This window comes from Novosphingobium mississippiense (assembly GCF_044029535.1).
GTDB lineage: Bacteria > Pseudomonadota > Alphaproteobacteria > Sphingomonadales > Sphingomonadaceae > Novosphingobium.
Genome location: NZ_CP147003.1, coordinates 540,012 through 557,857, shown reverse-complemented (window position 1 = coordinate 557,857; position 17,846 = coordinate 540,012). Strand labels below are relative to the sequence as shown.

Here is a 17,846-nt window from a genome sequence, read left to right as displayed (position 1 = left end):
TCCGATCCCGGCCGATGCGCAGATTTCCAACAGTTATGCGCAGCCCCAAGGCACCGGAGGCGAAACGCAGCAAGTCGCTGCGGAGGGCGAGACGGTCCTGACTTCCCAGCAGGGCGTGCCGATCGCCGATGACCAGAACAGCCTCAAACAGGGTCAGCGTGGACCCACGTTGCTCGAAGACTTTCATTTCCGCGAAAAGATCTTCCATTTCGATCATGAACGAATTCCCGAGCGGGTCGTCCACGCTCGCGGCTACGGCGCGCACGGCTTTTTCGAACTGACCGACAGCCTCGCCGACATCACCCGGGCCGACATCTTTCAGCGTGTCGGTGAGCGCACCCCTGCCTTCGTTCGTTTCTCGACCGTCGCCGGTTCGAAAGGCTCCTTCGACCTCGCGCGCGATGTCCGCGGCTTCGCGGTCAAACTCTACACGCGGGAAGGCAATTGGGATCTGGTGGGCAACAACATCCCGGTGTTCTTCATCCAGGACGCGATCAAGTTTCCTGATCTCATCCACGCCGCGAAGCCCGCGCCAGACCGGGCATTCCCGCAAGCGCAGACGGCGCACGACAATTTCTGGGACTTCATCAGCCTCACCCCGGAATCGATGCACATGGTCATGTGGATCATGTCCGATCGCGCAATTCCCCGATCCTTCCGCACGATGGAAGGCTTTGGCGTCCACACGTTCCGGTTGGTGAACGAAGCAGGCGTCTCGACGTTCGTCAAATTCCACTGGAAGCCGAAGCAAGGCTTGCAGTCCGTGGTCTGGAACGAGGCGGTTAAGATCAATGGCGCCGATCCCGACTTTCACCGACGCGATCTATGGGATGCTATCAATGGCGGCGACTTCCCGGAATGGGAACTGGGTGTCCAGATTTTCGATCAGGTTTTTGCGGACAGCTTCGACTTCGATGTCCTGGATGCGACCAAGATCATCCCGGAGGAAATCCTTCCCGTGCGGACGGTTGGTCGCCTTGTGCTGGACCGCGTCGTCGATAACTTCTTCGCTGAAACCGAACAAGTGGCGTTCTGCACGCAAAACATCGTCCCCGGAATCGACTTCACGAACGATCCGCTGCTGCAGGGACGCAATTTCTCCTATCTCGACACTCAACTGAAACGGCTGGGAGGCCCTAATTTCACGCATATTCCGATCAACGCGCCGAAGTGCCCGGTCGCTCATTTCCAGCAGGACGGTCACATGGCGATGGTCAATCCCGTCGGCCGCGTGAACTACGAGCCGAACTCATGGGGGCCCACGATCGGCGGCCCTCGCACCGATCCCTTGCGTGGTTTTGGCAGCTTTGCAGCTGAACCCGAAGGTGAGAAGCTGAGAATCCGGCCGGAAAGCTTTGCCGACCATTACAGTCAGGCCCGGCAATTCTACATCAGCCAACTGCCGATCGAGCAGAAACACGTCGCCGACGCCCTGGTTTTCGAGCTCTCCAAGGTAGAACGCCCGGACATCCGAGCTCGGATGGTCTCGCATCTTCGCAACATAGACGAGGAACTGGCGGCGAAGGTAGCTGAAGGCCTGGGATTGCCCGAGCTGCCCGAACCCGCGCAGGCCGCCAAACCGACCAGGACCGACCTCCCGCCTTCCGATGCGCTATCGATCGTCAAGAACGGACCCGCTACGTTCAAGGGGCGCAAGCTTGGCATCCTCCTGAGCGACGGCGCCGACGCAGCCGTTTACAATGCATTGGTGAAGGCGGTCGAGAAGGCAGGCGCGGTTTACGAGGTGATCGCGGCAAGGGTTGGCGGAGTCACCCTTGGCGATGGCACGCGGGTCGCGGCCAAGCAGAAAATCGACGGTGGCCCCTCTGTGCTGTACGATGCGGTTGCAATTCTCGTGTCGGAAGACGGCGGCCTGCTTTTGAGCACCGACGCTACCGCCCAGGACTTCGTTCGAGATGCCTTCAGGCATGGCAAGTTCATTGCCCTGTCGCCCGGAGCAGAACCTATCTTCATGAAGGGCGGCATCGCCGAGGACCTCGACGAAGCCTGCTTGAAACTGGGCTCCGCCAAGGACGCGGCCGCGTTCGTGGATGCCATCGCAGCGCTGCGTCACTGGCCCAGGGAATTGAAGGTGGATCTGGATGCGAAATGACCCGCAAAACCCGGCAACCGATGGAAGCCGGCTGCCGCCTCTCCCACTGCCCGAGCGCCTCCAGGAGTTGTTGTTCGAGGCGGCTCGCATCGGGCGAGCCGACATGATCGCGCCTCTGGTCGGCGCCGGAGCAAAGATCGACAGCTGCGATCCGAAGGGGTATACTCCTTTCATTCTGGCGTCGTACCATGGACACCGAGAAGCGAGTGGCGCGATCCTCCAATGTGGCGCCGGCGTCGACCTGCCCGACGGCTCGCGCGGCAATACAGCGCTGATGGGCGTGACCTTTAAAGGCCATTTGGCGATTGCCGGGATGCTGCTCGAGGAAGGAGCGAATCCCAACGCAACGAACTTCGCCGGGCAGACCGCGCTCATGATGGCGGCATTGTTTGGCCGCGAGGATTTCGTGGACCTCCTGCTCGCTCGAGGCGCCCTCGTCGATATGCTCGATCTGGCGGCAAACTCGGCGGCGAGCCTCGCGCTCCAACAAGGGAACGAGGGAATGGCGCGTCGATTGTCCCGTTCATGCCGCTGTAGTGCCCCGGCTCCGCTTCGACCCATGGTGAATCGAGGATCGCACGCAGAGAGTGCCGGCCTGCCATGAGAAAGAACTCGGACAAGCCTGATTCCCGCCGCCTTGGCCGTGCCGGCATCATGGTCGCGGTCATTATTCTCGTGGTCATGGTCGTGGTGTTTGCCGGCAGGAACCTTTGGCATGCCGAAAAGCTTGAGAAGGAAGAGCAGACAGGCGCCAAGGAACGCAGCGGTCTGAACTGAATCAATCGATCACGATAACCGGTACAAAGCGGAGAAGGAGGGCATGCGTGTTTTCCGAAGCTGAAGCTGCGCTCTGGAAAAAGCGCTTCATTGAATTCGTTTCGTCACCAGCGTTCCCCTGCGTCGGCGCCAAATCCGCGCTGGGGCGAGGAACGCTGGCGATAGAAATATGCCATTCGATCGGCAGCAGTTGGGACGATCTCATGATCTACGACCGTCTATACGACTGGTCGGCGGATTACCGGGAAGATCCATCGCTTTTTCGCAGCCTCGCCTTCGTGTTCGCGAATGATGAGCCGCTGAGCGAAAAGGATTACGAGCGGGCGCTCTGGGAGCGCGTGCAATCTCTTACGGAAAAGGACGCGTGGCTAGGCCTACCTTACGACGAGCGCGTCAGCAGCGATCCCTCTGATCCGCACTTCTCGCTGAGCTTTGGCGGTGAGGCCTTTTTCGTGGTCGGCATGCACCCACGCGCCAGCCGCCCTGCCCGCCGCTTCGCTAGGCCAGTGATGGTTTTCAATCTGCACGATCAATTTGAAAAATTGCGCGAACAGGGCCGATACGAGAAGATCCGAGAGACCATACTGGAACGAGACGTGAAGATCGCCGGCTCGATCAACCCCATGCTCGCGCGCCATGGCGACGCGAGCGAGGCCTCGCAATACAGCGGCAGGCACGTCGGGACCGATTGGCGCTGTCCATTCCATGACCCCAGAAATCCGGAGCATTCGACATCTTGAACGAACCACATCGCATCGGCCCGCGCTCGGGCGTTGCATTCCGTTTGGCGAAAGGTCAGCTCCTTTCCGTCATCGACGCAATGGGAACGCAGGTTTCGGATCTACTGGCGTTTTCCGCTCAAGACGTGCGCGAGGTGATCAGCAACGGCCGTACATTCGACTACGAGGAGACGTTGCGCCTGACACGGGGCAACCGCCTCTGGTCCAACAGGTCTAATGTGTTGCTGACAATCGAGGAGGACAGCGTGGGCTGCCACGATTTCCTCCTAACGCCCTGCAGTGTCGAGACGTTCCGGCATTTCTATCCAGACAAGCCGGAGCATCGCGGGTGCTTTGGCAACTTGCTCGAGGCGCTAACACCGTTCGGTGTCGCCGCGGACAATATTCCTGTTGCCTTCAATTGCTTCATGAATGTACCTGTCGGTGCCGATGGTTCGATTTCTGTGCTGCCACCCCCAAGCCGCGCCGGCGACCACATTGCCTTCCGCGCAGAGCAGGACCTGATCATTGGCCTGACGGCATGCTCGGCTTACGCGAGCAACGGCGGCAGCTTCAAACCGATTGACTATCGCATTGACGACTGAAACTTCACCCGCGAGCCATTGCGCTCCCGGATCCAATTTGCGGTATGGAACGGGTGCGGTGGCTTGCCAGCAGCTGGCAGATTTATTGTCTAATTCAATTTTGCATTGCTCATCCTTTTTCCCGTTCGCCAATGGTTGTCTTCGAGGTCATCGGACAGCTGAGGCACGCGGTGCTAGAGCGCGGAGTTACGGTGTGATTACTTCCTCCGCTTACGAATACCAATTTCCTCAAGTGTCCGGAACGTTACCGACCAGCGAGGGCTGTCCAGCTCAGCAATACTATGTTGCCAGTGATGGCGAGCCTCCCCGCTGAGAAGATAGCGACCGCGTTGCCGCGCTTCATGGGTGAAGCGCTCGAATCCCGTCTCGGTCCTGCGGCGAAACCGCAGCAGCGCGGATCGGCCCAGCGACAGCCCCGCGACAAGCTCGAACATCGGCCGGTCCTTGTGCCAGCCGATTACGGCACCCGGACCATAGCGGATCACAAGCGCCTGCTCGAAGCGCTCCGGGGAAAGACCGAGAAGGCCCGCGACGAGCGAACGCATCGGGATCAGCCAGTCCGGAATGGGCGGCCCCTGCTCCGCGCGTCCAGTATCGTGATCGTAGGTCCATCCGAACGAGCGGGTAAGCCTTTTGCCAAGCCATCCCTGGAAGCGAAACGGTTCGAGCTGCGATGCGTCGATCTGTGCTATGAGGCGTCTTTCCTCGGAAGGAGGAATGACCTCGTCCCAACTATCAAGGCCTTTGGGCATCAGGGCAGGTTCGACAGCCAATGCGCCGAACAGGTCAGCTTGCGCTGGCAGCCCGACCTCCTTGGCGGATCTTGCCATTGTTCCTCGACCTGTCACCTCAGCTGGCTGTCCTTGCTGCCCCGGCGATTGATGCTCGAGAAGACCGGACGCTGTTCGCGCCCCGACTTGCAACTCACGCAGGTGCGCACGCCCGGAATTGCCCGCCGCCTGCCGTCAGGAATTCGGTCGCCACAAACCTCGCATTCCGTCAGACCCTCGCCGCGAGGCATAGAGGCCCGGGCCGCTGCCACCGCATCCTTGAGACTGTCCTCGATCTGATCCTGTACCGCGCCGTCTGGCGCCCAGCCATTGGCCATGCCGTTTCTCCTCGTTCCTGAAAGTAGGAAGCGAAGATATCGATTTCACCCCCTGTATGTTCTTTTCGACGAGCTTGGGGGTGCTCGATTTTCCGCGTTCGCCGCATCCCCACCCAGAGACAGAGTGGGATAGCCAAGGAATCGGGAACGCGAAGGCAGATCTGTGATTTTAGAAGCAGAAACCGAGAAGGAGGACCCCATGGCAGAATCCTTTACCGATGCCATTGCACTACTGAAGGCAGACCATCGCAAGGTCGAAGACCTATTCGAGAAATTCGAGGGGGCGAGATCTTCCGATCAGAAGCAAAAGCTCGCGAAGGAAATCTGCACCGAGCTGAAAATCCATACGTTGATCGAAGAAGAGATCTTCTATCCCGCCTATCGAGGCAAGATAGAGGACGATACGCTCGACGAGGCTTACGTCGAGCACGACGGTGCCAAGATCCTGATCAACGACATCGAGGCAGCGTCGCCGGATGACGATTTCTTCGATGCCAAGGTCAAGGTGCTGTCCGAGGAAATCAAGCACCACGTGCACGAGGAGGAGATGCCGTCCGAAGGGATGTTCGCGCAATGCCGCAAGGCTGATGTCGATCTCGTCGAGCTGCGCGACCGCATGCTCGCCCGCAAGAGCGAACTACTTTCGCAGGCCAAGGCGTCCGGCCTCCCGCCGGCCCAGCCCAAGACAATCAATCTGTTGGCTGCTTGAGGATACGACCATGGATCAAGAGACGCAAAATACCGAGACCAAGCGCGGCCGGCTGGGTGATGCAAGGCCTGACGCTTTCGATGAGCACCAGCAGAACGAGGGCCCGCAAAAGCCTGAAGATATCGAGAACCGTCCAGGCGTCGGCGAGGTGATGCCCGAAGACTATCCAGATGACCAACGGGCAAAAACACCGGACTGATCGACCACGCGAGGCTCCGGGCAGATGAGCGCGGAGCCTCGGTGCAGACGGCGGGCCCACCGCCGCGACCTCATCGTGATCGGGGTGCCATCCCGCCGCCGAACAGGCGGGAACTGCGCCAAGAGCTTGCCGACTTGTTTCTCCACCTTTTCGAGATTGAGCCTAGTACACACATCGTGAACCGCCTGGCGCGAGACGCGGGTCTAAGTGTCCGTCGTCAGAACATTTGGCGCAACTCGCGGCGTAAATTATCGGAGTGCGGGCCTCGTCTGGGGGTTGATGTTAGGCGGCGAGCTTGCGGTGAAGCAAGCGCCGATGTTCGATGGTCTGCCGTTTGATCCTTTCGCGCTGTTGGATGATGGCGCTGGCCCTGCCGAAGTAGGCGTCGGCGGGCGTCACGTTGTTCAGGCTCTCGTGGTAACGCTGGTGGTTGTAGTGCTCGACGAAGGCCTCGATCTGGGCCTCGAGGTCACCGGGCAAGAAGTAGTTTTCCAGCAGGATGCGGTTTTTCAGCGTCTGGTGCCAACGCTCGATTTTGCCCTGGGTCTGCGGGTGCATCGGGGCGCCGCGCACGCGGCTCATCTTGTTGGCCTCGATGTATTCCGCCAGTTCGCCCGCGATGTAGCTGGGGCCGTTGTCGCTGAGCAGCCTTGGCTTGTGCAGCACCGTGGCGCTGTCGCAGCCAGACGCCGCAAGCGCGAGGTCCAGCGTGTCAGTCACGTCCTCGGCGCGCATGTTGGTGCACAACTTCCAGGCGATGATGTAGCGCGAGAAGTCGTCGAGCACGGTCGACAGATACATCCAGCCCCACCCGATGATCTTGAAGTAGGTAAAATCGGTCTGCCACATCTCGTTTGGCCGGGTAGTCCTGGTGTGGAACTGATCGGCGGCCTTGATCACAACATAGGCCGGGCTGGTGATCAGATCGTGGGCCTTGAGCAGGCGGTAAACCGTGGCTTCCGACACGAAGTAGCGCTTCTCGTCGGTGAACCGCACAGCCAGCTCGCGCGGTGATAACTCGCTGTAATCCAGCGCCATCTCGACGATCTGGTCCTGCACCTCGGGCGCGATGCGGTTCCACACCCCGGCTCGGCGCCGCCCCAGAGCTTGCCGAACAGTAGGAACAGGCCGAGCAGGACGAGACCGCCGCCAATCACCATCGCCATGTGCATCGATCAATCCCCCCTCAGGAAAACACGCTCAGGTTCTTCGCGATGTCCTTGCCCTCATAGGGCGGGAAGACATCCAGCTCGACATCGGGATTGCCGATCAGCATGGCCTTGGTGTTGCTCAGCGCGTCGAAGCCAGCCTTGCCATAGTATTTGCCGATGCCGCTGTTGCCGACGCCGCCGAAGGGCAGATTGTCGATCCAGCAATCCAGGTTGGTCTGATTGATACAGCCGCCGCCGAAGGAGAGGCTTGCCAGAACCAGGTCGATCGTCCTCTGATCCTTGCTGAAGATATAAGCCGCCAGCGGCTTGGCCTTGCGCTTGATGATGTCGATCGTCGCCCTGAGGTCGGAATAGACCAGCACCGACAGGACGGGGCCGAAAACCTCCTGTTGCAGAGCCGGGTCAGCCCAATCGGAGGGATAGAGGATGGTGGGCTCGACATAGCGCGCCTCAACATCGAAGCGGCCGCCATGCACCACCTTTTCGGGCAGGATGTAGGAGGCGACCCGCTCCGCATCATGCGCGCTGATCATCCGCGCGAAATCCGGGCTTCGGCTTGGATCATCGCCATACATCTTCACGATCGCAGTCTTGAGCTTGGCGATGAAGGCATCGGCGACGCTTTCATGCACGCAGACATAGCCCGGCGCGATGCACCATTGGCCGGAGATCGCGTTGTGCCCCCAAGCGATGCGGTCGGCGGCGATGTCGAGATTGGCGGTGGCATCGACGATGGTCGGGTTCTGTCCGCCGAGTTCGAGCAGGACCGGCGTCAGATGCTCGGCGGCGGCGCGCATCACCACCTTGCCGACCGCCGAGGAGCCAGTGAAGAAGATGAAGTCGAACGGCAGCTCCAGCAGCGCCGAAATCTGTTCGCGCCCGCCCGTGACGATGCTGACGTTCTCCAGAGTGAAATAGCGCGGCACGAGATCGGCCAGCAGCGCGGCCGTGCGCGGCGTGGTGTTGGCGGGCTTGAGGATCACGGTGTTGCCGGCGGCGAGCGCGGCGATGGCCGGGTCGAGCAGCAGCAGGATCGGCGCGTTGAACGGCCCGATCACCAGCGTGACGCCGTAAGGCTCCTTGTAGATGATGCCGCGATTGCCGGTTGCTTCGAGGCCGTCCGGAATCTTCACCGGCTCCGGCGCCATCAGCGCCTTCAGGTTCTCGCGATAATAGCGGATCACGCCCATCGGGACAGTGATCTCGAACAGTTGCTCGAAGGGAGGCTTGCCGAAATCCTCGTGCAGCGCCGCGCAGAGCGCATCCTTGTTGTCGGTGAGCATCCTCTCCATGCGATCGAGCTGGTCGATGCGCCATTCATAGCTCTTGGTCGCATTGCTCAGGAAATGTTCGCGCTGGGCGTCGAGCATGGACTGGAACGGATTGGTCATCGTGACCTCCCTTCAATTCCGACGTGAAGAGAAGCGCCCCAGCAATGGCAGGTCTGCCGGGGTGCTGCAGCTTCATTTCGTGGTGTAACCGCCGTTGACGAGGATGGTCTGACCGGTCATCCACCAGCCTTCGGAAACCATGAAGCGGATGTAGGGGACGATGTCCTCGATGTCGGTCAGCCCGGTCTTGGAGAACTTCGACAAGGCTGCCGCCGTCTTGTGATAGGCGACAGCATCTGCGCCTTCGGCCGGATAGAAGAAAGGTGTGTCCATCGGCCCGGGACCGATCGCCGTCACCGAGATGCCGCGCTCGCCGAACTCCTTGGACGCCGCCCGCGTGAAATGCTCGACCGGCGCCTTGGTGCCGGCATAAGCGGCGTAGAAAGGCGTGAAAGCGCCGAGCAGCGAGGTGACCACGGTCAAGACCTTGCCATTGTCGTTGACGTGCTTGCCGGCCTCCTTGAGGAAGAAAAAAGCCGCCTTGGAATTGACCGCACTCATCTCGTCATATTCGGCTTCCGAGATCTCGACCATCGGCTTCTTCAGCACCTTGCCGACGGTGTTGATGGCGATATCCGGTCGGCCGATCGCCGCGACGGCATCGGCGAACAGCTTCTCGGTCGCGCCGGCCGTCGTCAGGTTCGCTTGAAAAGCCACGGCCTCGGCTCCGGCTGCCTTCACCGCGGCGACAGTCGCGTCGGCATCGGCTTTGCTGGCTGCGCTGTTGTAGTGGATCGCGATCGCCTTTGCGCCGTGCGCGGCGAGGTCGCGGGCGATCAGTCCGCCAAGATTCTTCGCCCCGCCGGCGATGATGACGGTTTTGCCTTTGATGCTGTGATCGGTCATGGGCGGCCTCCTTTTGCCGGCTGCGCGACCTCATCGATGTCGGGGCCGCTTCCTGAAGACGACAATACCGTCTAGGATTACACGATAAAGACGATCATTCTGACATCACTTGTCAGAAAATCCGTGCAATTGGGGTGACGACCACTTGGATCGCATAGACCTGTTCCGCATCTTCTCCCGCGTCGTCGAATGCGCGAGCTTTACCCGTGCTGCCGACACGCTCGGCATTCCTCGATCATCGGTCTCGGCGGCGGTTCAGGAACTGGAAGGCCGTGTCGGTGCACGGCTGCTTCATCGCACGACGCGCAAAGTGTCTCCAACCCAGGACGGAGCAGCCTTCTATGCGCGATGTCAGCAGGTTATCGCTGATGTCGAGGACACGGAGAACCTGTTCCGCCAGACGGCGGCACAGCCATCGGGCCGGCTCAGGATCGATGTCCCCGGCCGGATCGGGCGGCTCATCATTGCCCCGGCGTTGCCTGAGTTCCTGGATCACTATCCGCAGATCGACATCGATCTCGGCGTGACCGATCGGGCCGTCAACCTGGTCGAGGACAGCGTCGACTGCGTGCTGCGCGTCGGCCCCTTAAGCGATTCCGGTCTGATCGCGCGGCCCATCGGCAAACTGGCATTGATCAATGTTGCAAGCCCTGCCTATCTGAAGCGGAACGGAACGCCACAATCGCCGGATGATCTGGGCGACCATTGCGCCGTCAACTATGCGTCACCCTCCAGCGGCCGGGTCGAGGATTGGGAGTGGATCGAAGACGGCGCTCTGCGCACTCTGCCGCTAAGAGGCCGCGTCACGGTCAACAGCGCCGAAGCCTACATCGCCTGCTGCCTCGCCGGCTTTGGCCTGATCCAAATCCCGGCTTACGACGTGCGACGACATCTCGATGCGGGGGAATTGGTCGAGATCATGCCGAAACATCGCGCCGAATCCATGCCAATGACGGTGCTCTACCCGCACAGGCAGCACCTCTCGCGCCGATTGCAGGTCTTCGCTGACTGGCTTGAGGAACTGCTCAAGCGGCAGCTTCTGGAACTGTAACGCTATAACCCAAGGGACATCCCCCACCGGTTCAGTGCGCGGCTTCATGGGGCCAAGGTTGCTACGCCCATTTGCGAGAGCAGCGTCAGATTGTCCTCGATGTGCCAGTTGTCAGTGATGCGCCCATCCGTCACCTTGAGCAGGTCAGTCGCGATGAAGTCTATAGCCTGTCCTTGGCCCTTCGTGGTGCCGAAGGTGCCGGTGAAATGACCTTTGAACTCCATGTGCACCGTTACATAATCGCCTGCGACGATCATCTTTTTCACCTCGACGCCGAGATCGGGAACCGCGGTGCGGAAATTCTTTGAGGCGAAGGACGGGCCCTCTGGTCCTTGGGGGCGGCCTGGCGGCAGCGTGTGATCGGTGAAGGTCGGCGCGATCGCGGCCTTAAGCACGGTTTCATCGCCGGTGTTCCAGAACTTATAGAAGGCTTTTGTAGCCTTCATCGTCGCTTCGTTCTGCGCGGTCGAGACGGTCTTTCCGATGACGGGATCTTCGCCCCTCACCTCTGCGGCATCCACTGGTGTCGAAAACAGCGCGCCGATGATGGTGGCTGTAGCAAGCAGGTGACGCACGATATTCAATCCTTTCAGGGTTGGTCGCTCCGTTGTCGTCGCGAGGACGTCTGGCCGGCAGCCGGGTTTCAGGTCGAGCGGGGTGCGTCTCAAGCGATGGTGCCTCCGCCGTCGACTACAATGGTGCTGCCGGTAGCGAAGGGGTTGGTCGCTGCGAAGAGGATCGCCTGCGCGACATCCTCAGGTTGACCGACCCGGCGTGCCGGCAGCCGTTCCCTCGTGCGGGCGAACATGGCCTCGCGCTCGGCTTTGCCCATGCCACCCCAGAGTGGCGTGTCGATCAGGCCGGGCGACACAGTGTTGACCCGGATGGGAGCCCGTTCCAGCGCCAGGCCGCGCCCGAGGGCTTCCAGGGCCGCATTAATCGCGCCCTGCAGCACCGAACTCGCGCTCGGCCGGCGGGAGAGAAAGCCCGAGACGAACGTGATCGAACCGCGATCCGCGATTCTGCAGGCTCGCGCGATGCGATAAGCGCCCCAGAACTTGCTTTCCATGGAGGCCTTGGCATCCTCAAGCGACAAGGCGTCGACGGTGCCGCCCTTGGTCGCGGCCGCTGTGATCACCACGTGATCGAAGGGCGATGCCTTATCGAAGAAGGCTTCGATTGCAGGGTTGTCAAGAATGTCGAGGGCGACGGGCTCGGCCGCGATCCGGGTTCCGAGCGCTTCCAGCTTGGGACCGGGCCGGCCAGCGGCAAGGACTGAGGCCCCCGCCGAGGCGAAGGCCTCAGCCGTCGCGGCGCCGATGCCACCGGCTGCGCCGACAATAAGGACGCGTTTGCCTTTCAGGGAAGGAGTCATGATTGAAGTTCTTCCTGCTGGGGTAAATAGACGGCTTTGTCAGGGATCAGGTGGCTGAGCCGGGCAACCCACTGACCGTCGGCGCGCCGCGGTCGAAAATGGGGGTTATCGTGCGCTGCTCGGTCGCCCATTTCGCGATCTCGTCTTTGCGAGCGAACCACACTCCGGGCTTTGATCTGGCATAAGCTAGAAAGCGATCGAGCGCGCGCACCCGGTTGGCGTGGCCGGAGATGCGATCGTGTAGCGACACAACCATCATCCGACGCCGGTGCGCACCTTCTTCGTAGAGTTGATCGAATTCGTCCTTTAGCGCCTGCTCATAGGCTGCAGGGTTGTAGTTTTCGAAGGGGAACGAAACAATGTCGTTCATGTGGAAGGTATATGGCACGGTGACGAAGTCACCGCCCTTGAGCCTGACGATGAACGGTTCGTCCATGCTTGGCTCATCAATATGGTACTGGAAGCCGAGTGACTGTAGGATATCGAGCGTGCGCGGCGAGTTGCGCATCCAGTAAGCGTTCCAGCCAATCGGTTGCTGGCCAGTGATCTTCTGAATACTTTCCACACTGTCGGCGATGAAACGCCGTTCGGCATCAGGGGCGAGGAAGTAGCTGTTTTCCCAGGTCCTTCCGTGGGCGGCAACCTCATGGCCGCGCCGAACGATTTCTCGCGCCAGGTCCGGCGCTTTTTCGACCGCCTGGCCGATCATGAAGGACGACAGCTTGATCCGATGCTTGTCCATCAAATCAAGAATGCGCGGTACGCCCTCATAGACGCCGTACTGGAAAAAGGCGTTGGTCGGCAAATCCGGCAGCCCCTTCTCAATGCGATCAGGGATGACGCCGCCCGCTCCGGAGATCGGTTGGCCGCCGGCCTCGAACATGAGCGAGAAGCTGACAGCAAGGCGCGCCTTGTCGGGCCAGAATGACTCAACGGCACTCATGGCGATCTCCTTTGCGTTCATGGGGGTGCCCATCGCGGATCCAGCCATTGCGGCAAGGCTGCTGCCGAGAAGCGTTCGACGGGTGATGGTGATGGCTTCATTCGTCATGAGCCCAATATCGACCATCGCGCATAAACTGATAATATATCCAGAAAGCGATGATTTATTGCACGAGGGTTGATAATTGATGCTGGACGACCTCAATGAATTGAAGACGTTTCGCGCCATCCTTGCGGAGGGGAGCCTGTCGGCCGCAGCGCGGCGGCTCGGTGTCACGCTGGCAGTGGTCAGCAAGCGGCTTGCGACTCTCGAAAGCCGCGTCGGCATTCGGCTGATACATCGCACCACGCGGGCACTCAGCCCAACGGACGAAGGCGTGCGTCTGTTGGCCGATGTTATGCAAGCTCTCGAAGCCCTGGAAGGGGCGGAAGGGCGACTGGCCGGGGCGCGCACCGAGCCGGCAGGAACCTTGCGGGTTAGTGCCCCGATCGCCTTCGGTCGGCGCTTCGTCGCGCCTGTCCTTGGACAACTTGCCGGGCGCTATCCGCGCCTTGCTGTCACGCTGGAACTCGATGACCGGGTAGTCGATCTCGTCGGCGAAGGGCTGGATGTCGCGATCCGCATCGGAGCGCTCGCCGACAGTTCGGCTATGATGCGAAAGCTTGCCAACAACCGGCGTATCCTGGTTGCGGCGCCCGCCTATCTTGATCATTTCGGTCGTCCGGCCACGCCGGAAGCGGTGAAGGCGCACACTTTCTTACGCTACGGCACATTGATGGAACCCTGGCGCCTGCATGGGCATAACGGAGCGACCGCAAATCTAACCGCCTTCGCCAGGCTACAGGTCGATGACGGCGATGTCGCGCATGGCTGGGCACGGGACGGCCTTGGCATCATGCTGAAATCGGAAGTTGATGTCGCTGAGGATATCGCGGCAGGCCGGCTCGAGCGAGTGCTACCGGATTGGGATGGCGGCGAAGCGCCTATTGTCGCCCTTTATCCAAGCGCTCAACATTTGTCGCTCAAAGTACGGATCCTGCTGGATGAGCTTGCAGATCATATCGACGCCGCGCTTAATGCGAATCCGTAATTGGCGACGAGGGAGGGCGATGGCGTGGAAAGGGCGATCATCGGCGGTAAGTCGTTCATAAATATTGAAAATTGATCAATGTGGCGGACCGCAGCCGATAGTGATGAGCACTACGTTTTCGCCATAGCCCTACGATGAACAATACTGCGCCATTTTCTTCCGGAAAGCCGGAAAGCACTTCCGGCAGAAATTGATCTGCCCCCTTCTGAGTGGTCCAAAATCTCTGTTATTTTGGATCATGAAGGAGTTTGGAAATGGGCAAGAGGCACAAGCCGGAATAGATTATCGGCAAGCTGCGTGAGGCGGAGATCGTTTTGGCGCAGGGCGGGACGACAGCGGATGCGTGTCGGCGGATCGCGGTTACCGAACAAACCTATTATCGCTGGCGCAAGGAATATGGCGGTCTGAAGACCGACCAGGCGCGGCGGATGAAGGATCTGGAGAAGGAGAATCTCCGGCTCAGGCGGGCGATCTCTGACCTGACGCTCGACAAGTTGATCTTGCAGGAGGCGGCCCGGGGAAACTTCTGAGCCCTGCGCGCCGGCGGCGCTGTATCGATCATGTGCGTGGCGAACTGCCGGTATCCGAGCGCAGGATATGCCGGGTGCTTGGCCAGCACCGATCAACGCAGCGCAAGGTCCCGCGCGGGGCAGATGACGAGGAAGCGCTCACCGACGACATCGTCGCACTGGCACGACAATATGGTCGCTACGGCTATCGCCGGGTTACGGCTTTGCTGCGTGATGCGGGCTGGGCGGTGAACCGCAAGCGGGTCGAGCGTATCTGGCGGCGTGAGGGCCTGAAGGTGCCGCAGAAGCAACCCAAGCGGGGCCGGTTATGGCTCAACGATGGTTCGTGTATCCGGCTGCGGCCTGAGTATCCGGGGCACGTCTGGGCATACGACTTCGTCGACCGGAAGCTATTAGCTGATAGGAGTGGCGCAGTTGTCTGCCCAAATTACCTTCTGCGGTCTGCCGGACCATGCGGTCATATTTCGAGTCCAAACTGGTGTGGTCCCAGTGGACGGCGCAATATTTCACGGCCTTGATTATATACAGGAAAGGAATTTTTCGACGCTCGCATTCGTAGAACCATGCATCTCTACCGGCGACGTCCCGCTTTTTGAACAATCTCCAGGCAGGCTCCGGCCACTCGATTGCCTTGTATAGGAACCGCAGGTACTCGGCCGATGTTCGATCGTAGCCAAGATGTATGGCGCGCTTCTCGAACGCATCGAAATTGGCCTCATAGACCGTCACTTCCGGCAAAGACTTGGATATCTTCAAGAACGATGTGTTTGACGCAAATCCAATGAGCGCGGCAATTGCTTCGGTCGCGTGCGCCGAGCGCATTTCAAAATCATCCATCAGGATCGATTTGAGCAAACGAACGTTCTGAGGTGTGGGCAACAAGATAGCCATTCCGAACTCCAGGGGGTCGTGTCGGTCGCCATTTAATCGATCTGACCGCTGGGTTCGCGGAAAAGCCGAGTTAACTCAACCTGTTTAGCTTGGCGACAGGCTTGGAGGTAAGGCCGTCAATGGAATGGCGGAATGTCACCCGGCTGTCAACGGCCGGTGCTGCGCGTCAGAATTGGGCCTCTCGGGAAGCCGGCCGCGACAACTCCACTGTGATCCTGTGACTTGGTGGGAAGCGGGCGCTCCGCTCAATGAAAGCCCTGTTCCTGAAACGTCGTTGACACGAGCGATGCGATGTCCACTTCCCTATGGCAGGCTTTGCGGCAATTGCCCGGCATCGCGACCCGTCATGATCGCGCATTGTGACCTGGATTTCGGCGCTGCCCACCGACTGCCCGTATCCGCGCCTTGCGGAACAGCATAGACAATGAGCCGAACGGGTCCGCCTCGAGCTTGAGGTCTCGAGTAACCGCAGGGGCTAGCGAACCGGGGGTGGGGGCCATTCAAATCCGGTTGGACAAGGCAGATACACCCCTTACCTGCCCGCAAGGTTATTTTAGATACACAATGTGTATCTAAAAAGCTATGAGATTGCTCGTAGGAGTAACCATGCCATCAATCAGCCCCTCACCCGACAGGGAAACCAAAGCCGTCAATTTGCGAGTCCGCAGTGACACGCGGGCGATCATCGATCGGGGCGCGGCCCTCCTGGGTCGCACGCGTTCGGATTTCATGATCGAAGCTGCTAGAGTCGCTGCTGAAAATGTCATTCTCGATCAGACCCTGATTTCAGTCGATCGTGAAACCTACGATCGTTTTCTGATGCTGCTCGATGCCCCGCCACAGTCGAACGGCAAGCTTCGCGAACTGATGCAGACAAAGGCTCCGTGGGAAACACGGTAATGCTCACGGCGCCGCAACCTCTGGGGCCTCATCACGATCTATCAGGCTTCAATTCGGGAACTCCGTCGCTGGACGATTGGCTGATACGACGAGCCCGAAGCAATCAGACTGCAAGAGCCAGCCGTACGTTCGTCGTTTGCGACGGCGAACGGGTCGTGGCGTACTATGCGCTCGCATCGGGAGCGATCACCTGCAACGACGCTGCGTCCCGCACGAGGCGGAACATGCCGGATCCCATTCCCGTGGTTGTACTTGGGCGGCTTGCGGTAACACAGGATTATCAGGGTCGGCAGCTAGGTCGCGGACTCGTTCGCGATGCGGCTAAGCGCGTCATTGCAGCAAGCGACGAAATCGGCATTCGCGCGATCGTTGTTCATGCCATCAGCGCCGAAGCGCGTTCGTTTTATCTCGCATTGGGCTTCCTGCCATCTCCGACCAATGACATGACCTTGATGATCTCGCTCGACGATTTGAAAGCGAGCCTTTGATCGCGCTCTGGCCAGACTTGCAATTCCCGGATTTGCCAGAGGGAAAAGGGGCAGCTCATCGTATCCCAGCTACCGCTACACTCCCACCTCTTGATCGCGCCTGATGGCGCATTCATGCAAGATACTCACCAAGCGGCGCTGATTACCCCTATCTCCTCGCCCCACCCCCAGCACCGGGAAGCAGAAAAGTCCTGAACGGGCCTCAAATTCCAGAGTATCTCGCCGCCGACCTGAACTCGGTAGGCTTGCCCGTCCTGACCATAGCCAGCGTTCGACGGCGAAGGCTGTCGCCATGACGAAGGCTTTCCCAGATCGAATTTGCGATCATCCATATGGGCATCTCGGCGGTCGCAACATTCGTCCTGCAGAGCCTCCGGCTCACCCGGGATCAGGGGTTGCCAAGTTGCGCGTTGCCGCCCGCAGCTCGTTCAGGCAAACGCGGGCGAAATTCGGCAATGCAAGCAATCGTTGCTCCTGCTCACGATCAAGCGGCAGAATGTCTTCCACTCTTTCCAGACCGGCGAATCTCAGAGCCTTCACTGCCCTGGAACTAATCGGCAGTTCTTCGATCGGCGTCAGCGGCGTGATCGTGCCCGCAATCGTTCGTTGTTGCTCGCGCAGCAGGACCCGTGCCCGGTTGTAGAGTTGGTTGGCTCGGAAGACGCTAACACCCAATGCGCCGGAGATTTCCCGAAATGTTAACCCCTGCGAGCGAAGATGCATTACGTGATTGCGTCGGTCTTCTGCAGCTGCAACCTGCGAATCATTGTGTTGGCCCATCAAGTTCTTCCACTATATTTTCACCAAACAGAATGCCTGAATGCCAGCTGTTGGCAATTCTTTCGCCTTGCCGGCTGTAATCTGTGCGTCTTGCCCGACGAAACGGAATCCGAACATTGCGCGCCACTAGAAGAATGCGACGGAAGTTCGAAACCCTCA

The 17,846-nt window shown here is 59.9% G+C and carries 20 protein-coding genes and 2 pseudogenes; 12 read left to right on the top strand and 10 right to left on the bottom strand.

Annotated elements, in window-relative coordinates; all coding sequences use genetic code 11:
- Positions 1 to 4: 4 nt before the first annotated feature.
- From WBP06_RS21150 to WBP06_RS21130, 5 genes are read left to right on the top strand one after another with little or no spacing between them, the layout of a single operon-like run.
- Complete coding sequence (locus tag WBP06_RS21150) at positions 5 to 2,113, top strand: catalase (protein ID WP_395337554.1); 2,109 nt, start codon at positions 5 to 7, stop codon at positions 2,111 to 2,113.
- Positions 2,103 to 2,717, top strand: coding sequence for an ankyrin repeat domain-containing protein (locus WBP06_RS21145; RefSeq protein ID WP_395336972.1), 615 nt, complete (start codon positions 2,103 to 2,105; stop codon positions 2,715 to 2,717). Before WBP06_RS21150 ends, WBP06_RS21145 begins: the two co-directional genes overlap by 11 nt.
- The gene (locus WBP06_RS21140; protein ID WP_395336969.1) at positions 2,714 to 2,890 is read left to right on the top strand and encodes a hypothetical protein; all 177 of its coding nucleotides are present in this window, start codon (positions 2,714 to 2,716) and stop codon (positions 2,888 to 2,890) included. Before WBP06_RS21145 ends, WBP06_RS21140 begins: the two co-directional genes overlap by 4 nt.
- Before the next feature lie 47 nt (positions 2,891 to 2,937).
- Positions 2,938 to 3,630, top strand: coding sequence for a guanitoxin biosynthesis heme-dependent pre-guanitoxin N-hydroxylase GntA (gene gntA / locus WBP06_RS21135; protein WP_395336967.1), 693 nt, complete (start codon positions 2,938 to 2,940; stop codon positions 3,628 to 3,630).
- Positions 3,627 to 4,214 (top strand): DUF1989 domain-containing protein, encoded by a 588-nt coding sequence (locus WBP06_RS21130; RefSeq protein WP_395336964.1) that lies wholly within the window; start codon positions 3,627 to 3,629, stop codon positions 4,212 to 4,214. Before gntA ends, WBP06_RS21130 begins: the two co-directional genes overlap by 4 nt.
- 197 nt (positions 4,215 to 4,411) lie before the next feature.
- Here WBP06_RS21130 and WBP06_RS21125 read toward each other — a convergent pair whose 3' ends face one another.
- Complete coding sequence (locus WBP06_RS21125; RefSeq protein ID WP_395336962.1) at positions 4,412 to 5,044, bottom strand: alpha-ketoglutarate-dependent dioxygenase AlkB; 633 nt, start codon at positions 5,042 to 5,044, stop codon at positions 4,412 to 4,414.
- A gap of 14 nt (positions 5,045 to 5,058) precedes the next feature.
- Positions 5,059 to 5,322 (bottom strand): DksA/TraR family C4-type zinc finger protein, encoded by a 264-nt coding sequence (locus WBP06_RS21120; RefSeq protein WP_395336959.1) that lies wholly within the window; start codon positions 5,320 to 5,322, stop codon positions 5,059 to 5,061.
- 199 nt (positions 5,323 to 5,521) lie between these two features.
- Here WBP06_RS21120 and WBP06_RS21115 point away from each other — a divergent pair, with 199 nt between their 5' ends.
- Together WBP06_RS21115 and WBP06_RS21110 are read left to right on the top strand one after the other, a co-directional pair.
- Positions 5,522 to 6,031 (top strand): hemerythrin domain-containing protein, encoded by a 510-nt coding sequence (locus tag WBP06_RS21115; RefSeq protein WP_395336957.1) that lies wholly within the window; start codon positions 5,522 to 5,524, stop codon positions 6,029 to 6,031.
- Positions 6,032 to 6,041: 10 nt separating this feature from the next.
- Entirely contained in the window at positions 6,042 to 6,230 is a 189-nt protein-coding gene (locus WBP06_RS21110; RefSeq protein WP_395336954.1) for a hypothetical protein, read from the top strand.
- Positions 6,231 to 6,512: 282 nt separating this feature from the next.
- Here the strand turns inward: WBP06_RS21110 and WBP06_RS21105 are convergent.
- The 3 genes and pseudogenes from WBP06_RS21105 to WBP06_RS21095 all read right to left on the bottom strand — a co-directional run.
- Positions 6,513 to 7,313 (bottom strand): annotated as a pseudogene (locus WBP06_RS21105) (IS3 family transposase); the annotation flags it as partial.
- A 103-nt stretch (positions 7,314 to 7,416) separates the two neighbouring features.
- Positions 7,417 to 8,793: an aldehyde dehydrogenase family protein gene (locus WBP06_RS21100; RefSeq protein WP_395336952.1), complete on the bottom strand. Its 1,377-nt coding sequence runs from the start codon at positions 8,791 to 8,793 to the stop codon at positions 7,417 to 7,419.
- Between the two features lie 72 nt (positions 8,794 to 8,865).
- Complete coding sequence (locus WBP06_RS21095) at positions 8,866 to 9,639, bottom strand: SDR family oxidoreductase (protein WP_395336949.1); 774 nt, start codon at positions 9,637 to 9,639, stop codon at positions 8,866 to 8,868.
- Between the two features lie 145 nt (positions 9,640 to 9,784).
- On the opposite strand from WBP06_RS21095, the gene WBP06_RS21090 reads away from it, so the two are divergent.
- The gene (locus tag WBP06_RS21090) at positions 9,785 to 10,690 is read left to right on the top strand and encodes a LysR family transcriptional regulator (RefSeq protein WP_395336947.1); all 906 of its coding nucleotides are present in this window, start codon (positions 9,785 to 9,787) and stop codon (positions 10,688 to 10,690) included.
- Between the two features lie 44 nt (positions 10,691 to 10,734).
- Here the strand turns inward: WBP06_RS21090 and WBP06_RS21085 are convergent, their stop codons facing one another.
- From WBP06_RS21085 to WBP06_RS21075, 3 genes are read right to left on the bottom strand one after another with little or no spacing between them, the layout of a single operon-like run.
- Complete coding sequence (locus tag WBP06_RS21085; RefSeq protein ID WP_395336945.1) at positions 10,735 to 11,358, bottom strand: ester cyclase; 624 nt, start codon at positions 11,356 to 11,358, stop codon at positions 10,735 to 10,737.
- A complete protein-coding gene (locus WBP06_RS21080) occupies positions 11,355 to 12,065 on the bottom strand; it encodes an SDR family oxidoreductase (protein ID WP_395336943.1) in 711 nt (236 codons plus the stop codon). Before WBP06_RS21080 ends, WBP06_RS21085 begins: the two co-directional genes overlap by 4 nt.
- A gap of 46 nt (positions 12,066 to 12,111) precedes the next feature.
- Complete coding sequence (locus WBP06_RS21075) at positions 12,112 to 13,116, bottom strand: polysaccharide deacetylase family protein (RefSeq protein WP_395336941.1); 1,005 nt, start codon at positions 13,114 to 13,116, stop codon at positions 12,112 to 12,114.
- A 79-nt stretch (positions 13,117 to 13,195) separates the two neighbouring features.
- On the opposite strand from WBP06_RS21075, the gene WBP06_RS21070 reads away from it, so the two are divergent.
- Both WBP06_RS21070 and WBP06_RS21065 read left to right on the top strand, forming a co-directional pair.
- Positions 13,196 to 14,098 (top strand): LysR family transcriptional regulator, encoded by a 903-nt coding sequence (locus WBP06_RS21070; RefSeq protein WP_395336939.1) that lies wholly within the window; start codon positions 13,196 to 13,198, stop codon positions 14,096 to 14,098.
- A 281-nt stretch (positions 14,099 to 14,379) separates the two neighbouring features.
- Positions 14,380 to 15,017: pseudogene (locus tag WBP06_RS21065) on the top strand (IS3 family transposase); the annotation flags it as partial.
- Here the strand turns inward: WBP06_RS21065 and WBP06_RS21060 are convergent.
- The gene (locus WBP06_RS21060) at positions 14,941 to 15,519 is read right to left on the bottom strand and encodes a hypothetical protein (protein WP_395337599.1); all 579 of its coding nucleotides are present in this window, start codon (positions 15,517 to 15,519) and stop codon (positions 14,941 to 14,943) included. The pseudogene WBP06_RS21065 and the gene WBP06_RS21060 sit on opposite strands and share 77 nt — an antisense overlap.
- Positions 15,520 to 16,125: 606 nt before the next feature.
- On the opposite strand from WBP06_RS21060, the gene WBP06_RS21055 reads away from it, so the two are divergent.
- Positions 16,126 to 16,419 (top strand): DUF1778 domain-containing protein, encoded by a 294-nt coding sequence (locus tag WBP06_RS21055; protein ID WP_395336936.1) that lies wholly within the window; start codon positions 16,126 to 16,128, stop codon positions 16,417 to 16,419.
- Positions 16,419 to 16,907, top strand: coding sequence for a GNAT family N-acetyltransferase (locus WBP06_RS21050; protein WP_395336934.1), 489 nt, complete (start codon positions 16,419 to 16,421; stop codon positions 16,905 to 16,907). Before WBP06_RS21055 ends, WBP06_RS21050 begins: the two co-directional genes overlap by 1 nt.
- A gap of 378 nt (positions 16,908 to 17,285) precedes the next feature.
- On the opposite strand, the gene WBP06_RS21045 is transcribed toward WBP06_RS21050, so the two are convergent.
- On the bottom strand, positions 17,286 to 17,687 hold the full coding sequence (locus tag WBP06_RS21045; RefSeq protein WP_395336932.1) for a DNA-directed RNA polymerase subunit alpha C-terminal domain-containing protein: 402 nt from the start codon (positions 17,685 to 17,687) through the stop codon (positions 17,286 to 17,288).
- Between the last annotated feature and the right edge of the window lie 159 nt (positions 17,688 to 17,846).